14 protein-coding genes are annotated in these 6,180 nt (G+C 61.9%); all 14 read left to right on the top strand.

What is annotated here, in order from left to right; all coding sequences use genetic code 11:
- On the top strand, positions 1-141 hold a 141-nt coding region (locus AC5P66_RS19720), incomplete at its 5' end, for an EF-Tu C-terminal domain-related protein (RefSeq protein WP_495204990.1).
- A 332-nt stretch (positions 142-473) separates the two neighbouring features.
- Positions 474-785 carry a 30S ribosomal protein S10 gene (gene rpsJ / locus AC5P66_RS19715; protein WP_005408208.1) on the top strand — a complete coding sequence of 104 codons (312 nt, stop codon included), beginning with the start codon at positions 474-476 and terminating at the stop codon, positions 783-785.
- A gap of 11 nt (positions 786-796) precedes the next feature.
- Complete coding sequence (gene rplC / locus AC5P66_RS19710) at positions 797-1,447, top strand: 50S ribosomal protein L3 (protein WP_004145336.1); 651 nt, start codon at positions 797-799, stop codon at positions 1,445-1,447.
- 12 nt (positions 1,448-1,459) lie between these two features.
- On the top strand, positions 1,460-2,065 hold the full coding sequence (gene rplD, locus AC5P66_RS19705) for a 50S ribosomal protein L4 (protein ID WP_005415412.1): 606 nt from the start codon (positions 1,460-1,462) through the stop codon (positions 2,063-2,065).
- Positions 2,062-2,361 carry a 50S ribosomal protein L23 gene (rplW, locus tag AC5P66_RS19700; RefSeq protein ID WP_004145338.1) on the top strand — a complete coding sequence of 100 codons (300 nt, stop codon included), beginning with the start codon at positions 2,062-2,064 and terminating at the stop codon, positions 2,359-2,361. Before rplD ends, rplW begins: the two co-directional genes overlap by 4 nt.
- A 10-nt stretch (positions 2,362-2,371) precedes the next feature.
- Positions 2,372-3,199, top strand: coding sequence for a 50S ribosomal protein L2 (gene rplB, locus AC5P66_RS19695; RefSeq protein WP_004145339.1), 828 nt, complete (start codon positions 2,372-2,374; stop codon positions 3,197-3,199).
- A gap of 6 nt (positions 3,200-3,205) precedes the next feature.
- Complete coding sequence (gene rpsS / locus AC5P66_RS19690; RefSeq protein ID WP_005415413.1) at positions 3,206-3,475, top strand: 30S ribosomal protein S19; 270 nt, start codon at positions 3,206-3,208, stop codon at positions 3,473-3,475.
- 12 nt (positions 3,476-3,487) lie between these two features.
- Positions 3,488-3,823 (top strand): 50S ribosomal protein L22, encoded by a 336-nt coding sequence (gene rplV, locus AC5P66_RS19685; protein WP_004145348.1) that lies wholly within the window; start codon positions 3,488-3,490, stop codon positions 3,821-3,823.
- Between the two features lie 18 nt (positions 3,824-3,841).
- Entirely contained in the window at positions 3,842-4,576 is a 735-nt protein-coding gene (rpsC, locus tag AC5P66_RS19680; RefSeq protein ID WP_004145350.1) for a 30S ribosomal protein S3, read from the top strand.
- A gap of 5 nt (positions 4,577-4,581) precedes the next feature.
- Positions 4,582-4,995 carry a 50S ribosomal protein L16 gene (rplP, locus tag AC5P66_RS19675; protein WP_004154486.1) on the top strand — a complete coding sequence of 138 codons (414 nt, stop codon included), beginning with the start codon at positions 4,582-4,584 and terminating at the stop codon, positions 4,993-4,995.
- Entirely contained in the window at positions 4,995-5,180 is a 186-nt protein-coding gene (gene rpmC / locus AC5P66_RS19670) for a 50S ribosomal protein L29 (protein WP_004154487.1), read from the top strand. The genes rplP and rpmC overlap by 1 nt, the downstream gene beginning before the upstream one ends.
- Positions 5,181-5,191: 11 nt before the next feature.
- Positions 5,192-5,461 carry a 30S ribosomal protein S17 gene (rpsQ, locus tag AC5P66_RS19665; protein WP_004154489.1) on the top strand — a complete coding sequence of 90 codons (270 nt, stop codon included), beginning with the start codon at positions 5,192-5,194 and terminating at the stop codon, positions 5,459-5,461.
- Between the two features lie 12 nt (positions 5,462-5,473).
- Complete coding sequence (gene rplN, locus AC5P66_RS19660) at positions 5,474-5,842, top strand: 50S ribosomal protein L14 (protein WP_010483978.1); 369 nt, start codon at positions 5,474-5,476, stop codon at positions 5,840-5,842.
- Positions 5,843-5,858: 16 nt separating this feature from the next.
- Positions 5,859-6,176 carry a 50S ribosomal protein L24 gene (gene rplX / locus AC5P66_RS19655; RefSeq protein ID WP_004154490.1) on the top strand — a complete coding sequence of 106 codons (318 nt, stop codon included), beginning with the start codon at positions 5,859-5,861 and terminating at the stop codon, positions 6,174-6,176.
- Positions 6,177-6,180: the final 4 nt, after the last annotated feature.

The raw sequence follows: 6,180 nt of genomic DNA, 5'->3' as shown, positions 1-6,180 counted from the left end.
GAAATGGTGATGCCGGGTGACAACGTCAAGATGGAAGTCACCCTGATCAACCCGGTGGCCATGGACGAAGGCCTGCGCTTCGCCATCCGCGAAGGCGGCCGTACCGTCGGCGCCGGCGTGGTCTCGAAGATCATCGAGTAATCTGGTAGTATCTGCGCCCCGATGTTGCCTGGGTAGGGCATCGGGGCGTATCAAATGGGAAAGCAGGCACAGGATGTGCCTTGTGTTCCCCGGACCAGGAAGGGTCAATGCCATTCAGGCGGCGTCAACAGGCGACTGTTGACAGCTGCCTTGCGTGCCATTATGCTTCTACGTCTGGGCAGGCCGGGTAACTGGTCTGCCTACGTTTTTGAGGTCCATGGATTGACCTTGGCGGCCTGCAGGACTGCGGGCCGTCCGTATTCAGGAATTTCATGGGGCAAAGCAACCCAGAGGCTTTGTCTGTCGCTCTTTTAACGAAGGAACCTACCGCCATGGCGGACCAAAAGATCCGGATCCGGCTGAAAGCGTTCGATCATCGTCTGATCGACCGTTCGGCCAGCGAGATCGTTGAAACGGCAAAGCGGACCGGCGCGCAAGTGCGTGGCCCGATCCCGCTGCCGACCAAGATCGAGCGTTACACCGTTCTCGTTTCCCCGCACGTCGACAAGGACGCGCGTGACCAGTACGAGACCCGCACGCACAAGCGCGTGCTCGATATCGTTGACCCGAATGACAAGACCGTGGACGCGCTGATGAAGCTCGAACTGGCTGCCGGCGTCGACGTTCAGATCAAGCTGACCTGAGGACTACGACCATGACGAAGAAGTATTCGTTGGGCTTCGTGGGCCGCAAGGCCGGCATGAGCCGTGTGTTCACTGAAGATGGCCGCTCCATCCCGGTGACCCTGATCGAAGCAACCCCGAACCGCATCGCGCAGATCAAGACCGTCGAAACCGACGGCTACAGCGCCGTGCAGGTGACCGTCGGCGCGCGTCGCGCTGCCCTGGTCAACAAGCCGGAAGCCGGCCACTTCGCCAAGGCGAAGGTGGAAGCGGGTCGTGGCCTGTGGGAATTCCGCGTTGAAGACGCGCAGCTCGGCGATTTCGCCGTTGGCGGCGAAGTCAAGGCGGACATCTTCGAAGTCGGCCAGATCGTCGACGTCCAGGGTGTCACCAAGGGTAAGGGCTTCCAGGGCACCATCAAGCGCCACAACTTCCGTATGGGCGATGCAACCCACGGTAACTCGCTGTCGCATCGCGCGCCGGGTTCGCTGGGTCAGCGCCAGACCCCGGGTCGCGTTTTCCCGGGCAAGAAGATGTCGGGCCACATGGGCGCGGTGCAGCAGAGCACCCAGAACCTGGAAGTGGTCAAGGTCGACGTCGAGCGCGGTCTGATCGCGGTTCGCGGCGCCGTTCCGGGCGCGGCGGGTGGCGACGTGATCGTCCGTCCGGCGAGCAAGGCATAAGGAGAGATGACGATGGAACTCGTTATCACGGGTAGCAACAACAAGGTCTCGGTCTCCGAAGCCGTGTTCGGTCGCGATTTCAGCGAAGATCTGGTCCACCAGGTCGTCGTTGCTTACCGCAACGCCGGTCGCGCCGGCACCAAGGCACAGAAGACTCGCTCTGAAGTGGCTGGTACCACCAAGAAGTCGAAGAAGCAGAAGGGCGGCGGCGCGCGTCATGGCGCACTGACGGCTCCGATCTTCGTCGGCGGCGGTGTCACCTTCGCGGCCAAGCCGCGCAGCTTCGAGCAGAAGGTCAATCGCAAGCAGTACCGTGCCGCCATGTGCGCGATCCTGTCCGAGCTGAACCGTCAGGGCCGTCTGACCATCGTGGAGGCCTTCGATGTCGAAGCGACCAGCACGAAGGGTCTGATCGCCAAGCTGGCCGGCCTGGAAGTGGGCAAGCGCCCGCTGATCGTCACCGAGGAAGCGTCCGAGCACCTGTACCTGTCCGCCCGCAATCTGCCGTACGTGCAGGTGCGTGACGTGCAGGGTCTGGACCCGGTCTCGCTGGTGGGTGCCGACACGGTCGTCATCACCGCTGACGCGGTCAAGAAGGTCGAGGAGTGGCTGGCATGAACAGCAACGAAAAAATCTTCAGCGTGCTGCGTGCCCCGCGTGTCTCGGAAAAGACCGCGCGCCTGCAGGAACTCTCCAATCAGTATGTCTTCGAAGTTTCGAACGAAGCCACCAAGGCCGATGTAAAGGCCGCGGTTGAGCAGCTGTTCGACGTCAAGGTCGAAGCCGTCAACGTGGTCAACGTCAAGGGCAAGAACAAGTCCTTCCGTAACCGTGCTGGCCGCCGCGGCGATTGGCGCAAGGCGTACGTTCGCCTGGCCGACGGCCAGTCGATCGATGTAACGGCCAAGGCCTGAGGTACATCCCATGCCATTGATGAAATTCAAGCCCACCTCCCCCGGCCGCCGTTCGGCCGTGCGCGTGGTCACCCCCGACCTGCACAAGGGTGCTCCGCACGCCGCGCTGGTCGAGTCGCAGAGCCGCTCGGGTGGTCGTAACCACCACGGTCGCATCACCGTGCGTCACGTCGGTGGTGGTGCCAAGCAGCACTACCGCATCATCGACTTCAAGCGCAACAAGCTGGGCATCCCGGCGCGCGTGGAACGCATCGAATACGATCCGAACCGCACCGCCCACATCGCTCTGCTGTGCTACGTCGACGGTGAGCGTCGCTACATCATCGCCCCGAAGGGCCTGAAGGCTGGTGATCAGGTGATCGCTGGTTCGGACGCCCCGATCAAGGCCGGCAACACCCTGCCGCTGCGCAACATCCCGGTCGGCACCACCATCCACTGCATCGAACTGAAGCCGGGCAAGGGCGCTCAGATCGCTCGCGCCGCTGGTGCGGCCGTGCAGCTGGTGGCTCGTGAAGGCATCTACGCCACCCTGCGCCTGCGCTCGGGTGAAATGCGCAAGGTTCCGGTCGAGTGCTGCGCCACCATCGGCGAAGTCGGCAACGACGAGCACAGCCTGGAAAAGCTGGGCAAGGCCGGTGCCAAGCGTTGGCGCGGCGTCCGCCCGACCGTTCGTGGTGCTGCCATGAACCCGGTTGACCACCCGCACGGTGGTGGTGAGGCCAAGGCCGGCCAGGGTAACCCGCATCCGGTCACCCCGTGGGGTGTCCCGACCAAGGGTTACAAGACGCGCCATAACAAGCGCACTCAGCAGTTCATCGTCCGCGATCGTAGGGGCTAATCGACCATGGCACGTTCACTCAAGAAGGGCCCGTTCGTCGATCACCACCTCGTCAAGAAGGTGGAGGCCGCTGCGGGCAGCAAGAAGCCGATCAAGACCTGGTCGCGCCGTTCGATGATCCTGCCTGACATGGTAGGCATCACCATTGCCGTGCATAACGGCAAGAACCACATCCCGGTTCTCGTCAACGAGAACATGGTCGGCCACAAGCTCGGCGAATTTGCCATCACCCGGACCTTCAAGGGTCACGGTGGTGACAAGAAGTCGGGCAAGTAAGGAGAGATGACAATGGAAGCGAAAGCCATCCTGCGCACTGCGCGCATCTCCCCGCAGAAGGCTCGTCTGGTCGCTGACCAGGTGCGCGGTCTGCCGGCCGAACGTGCGGTCAACCTGCTGAAGTTCTCGGACAAGAAGGCTGCCCACCTGATCAAGAAGGTGGTGGAGTCGGCAATTGCCAACGCCGAGAACAACCAGGGCGCCGACGTCGACGAGCTGAAGGTTCAGACCATCATGGTTGATGAAGGTCCGACCCTGAAGCGTTTCATGGCGCGGGCGAAAGGCCGCGGTACCCGCATCCTCAAGCGCACCAGCCACATCACTGTGGTTGTGGGCGCCGCCAAGTAAGCGGATAAGGAAAAGACCATGGGTCATAAAGTTCATCCGATTGGTATCCGCCTCGGCATTTCCAAGGACTGGAACTCCAAGTGGTACGCCAACAAGGCCGAGTTCGCTGGTTACCTGGCAGCCGACCTGAAAGTGCGCGAAATGCTGCGCAAGAAGCTGGCTCAGGCCGGCATCAGCAAGATCCTGATCGAGCGTCCGGCCAAGACCGCTCGCGTGACGATCCACACCGCCCGTCCGGGCGTGGTGATCGGCAAGCGCGGTGAGGACATCGAGAAGCTGCGCAAGGAAGTGAGCGAGATGATGGGCGTCCCGGCGCACATCAACGTCACCGAAGTGCGCAAGCCGGAACTGGACGCGCAGCTCGTTGCCGAGTCGATCGCCCAGCAGCTGGAGCGTCGCATCATGTTCCGCCGTGCAATGAAGCGCTCGGTCGGCAACGCGATGCGCCTGGGTGCCCTGGGCATCAAGGTCAACGTCGGTGGCCGTCTCAACGGTGCAGAAATCGCCCGTTCGGAGTGGTACCGCGAAGGCCGCGTGCCGCTGCACACCCTGCGTGCCGACATCGACTATGGCTTCGCTGAAGCCAAGACGACCTACGGCATCATCGGCATCAAGGTCTGGATCTACAAGGGCGAGGTCTTCGATTTCTCCCAGGTTGGCCAGGAAAAGCAGGACGACACCCCGTCGCGCAACGATCGTCACGATCGCGGCGACCGTGGTGACCGTCAGCGCCCGGCCCGTGAAGCGAGGTAACGACAATGTTGCAACCCAAGCGAACCAAGTACCGCAAGGTACACAAGGGCCGTAACGATGGCCTGAGCTGGAGCGCCAACGCTGTCAGCTTCGGCGAATACGGCCTGAAGGCAACCGCACACGGTCAGCTGACCGCGCGCCAGATCGAAGCGGCCCGCCGCTCGATCAGCCGCTACGTCAAGCGCGGCGGCAAGATGTGGATCCGCGTGTTCCCCGACAAGCCCATCACCAAGAAGCCCATCGAAGTCCGAATGGGTTCGGGTAAGGGTAACGTGGAATACTGGGTGGCCCAGATCCAGCCCGGCCGCATGATCTATGAAATCGAGGGTGTTTCCGAGGAAGTGGCGCGCGAGGCGTTCCGCCTGGCCGCCGCCAAGCTCTCGGTCACCACCACTTTCGTGACCCGTACGGTGCGCTGATGGATATCAAAACTCTCCGTGAAAAGTCGGCTGACGAACTCAAGGCCCACCTGATCGACCTGCGTAAGGAACAGTTCTCTGTCCGTATGCAGCAGGTCACCGGCCAGCTGCCGAAGACCCACGACATTCGCCGGGTCCGTCGCGAGATTGCTCGCGTCAAGACCCTGCTCGGCAGCACGAAGTAAGGATGGCCGCTATGAGCGACAATACTGAAAAGAAGACGCTGCGCACGGTCGAAGGCCGTGTCGTCAGCAACAAGATGGACAAGACGGTTACCGTCCTGGTTGAGCGTCAGGTCAAGCACGCGCTGTACGGCAAGTACATCAAGCGCTCGACCAAGCTGCACGCCCACGATGCCGACAACGCCTGCAAGGAAGGCGACGTCGTCCGCGTGACCGAGATTGCTCCGATGTCCAAGACCAAGAACTGGCGCGTGGTGGAAGTCATCACGCGTGCGGCTGAATAAGGAGTCTGAATCATGATCCAGATGCAGAGCTACCTTGACGTCGCGGACAATTCGGGTGCCAAGCAGGTGATGTGCTTCAAGGTGCTGGGTGGTTCCAAGCGCCGTTACGCCGGTATCGGCGACATCATCAAGGTCACCGTGAAGGATGCGATTCCGCGCGGCAAGGTCAAGAAGGGTGAAGTGTATGACGCCGTCGTGGTGCGTACCCGCAAGGGTGTGCGTCGCGCCGACGGTTCGCTGATCCGCTTCGACGGCAACGCTGCCGTCCTGCTGAACAACAAGCAGGAGCCGATCGGTACCCGTATCTTCGGGCCGGTGACCCGTGAACTTCGTTCGGAGAAGTTCATGAAGATCGTCTCGCTCGCTCCCGAAGTGCTGTGAGCGACAGGAGATAATCATGGCTAACCGTATCAAGAAGGGCGACCAGGTTGTCGTCAACGCTGGCAAGGACAAGGGCAAGCAGGGCGAAGTCGTCCGCGTCGACGGCGACCGCGTGGTCGTCGCCAACGTGAACATCGTCAAGCGCCACACCAAGCCGAACCCGCAGGCAGGTGTTGCCGGCGGCGTGGTCGAGCGCGAAGCTTCGATCCATATCTCCAACGTGAACGTTCTGAACCCGGCTTCGGGCAAGGGTGAACGCGTTGGCTTCAAGGTGCTGGAGGATGGACGCAAACTGCGTGTGTTCCGCTCCAGCGGTGAGGCGCTCGACGCCTGAGGAA

The organism is Stenotrophomonas sp. YJH_SMC_122 (assembly GCF_059369535.1).
Note: the sequence above shows the minus strand (reverse complement) of the source record. Positions and strands in the feature narration are given on the sequence as shown.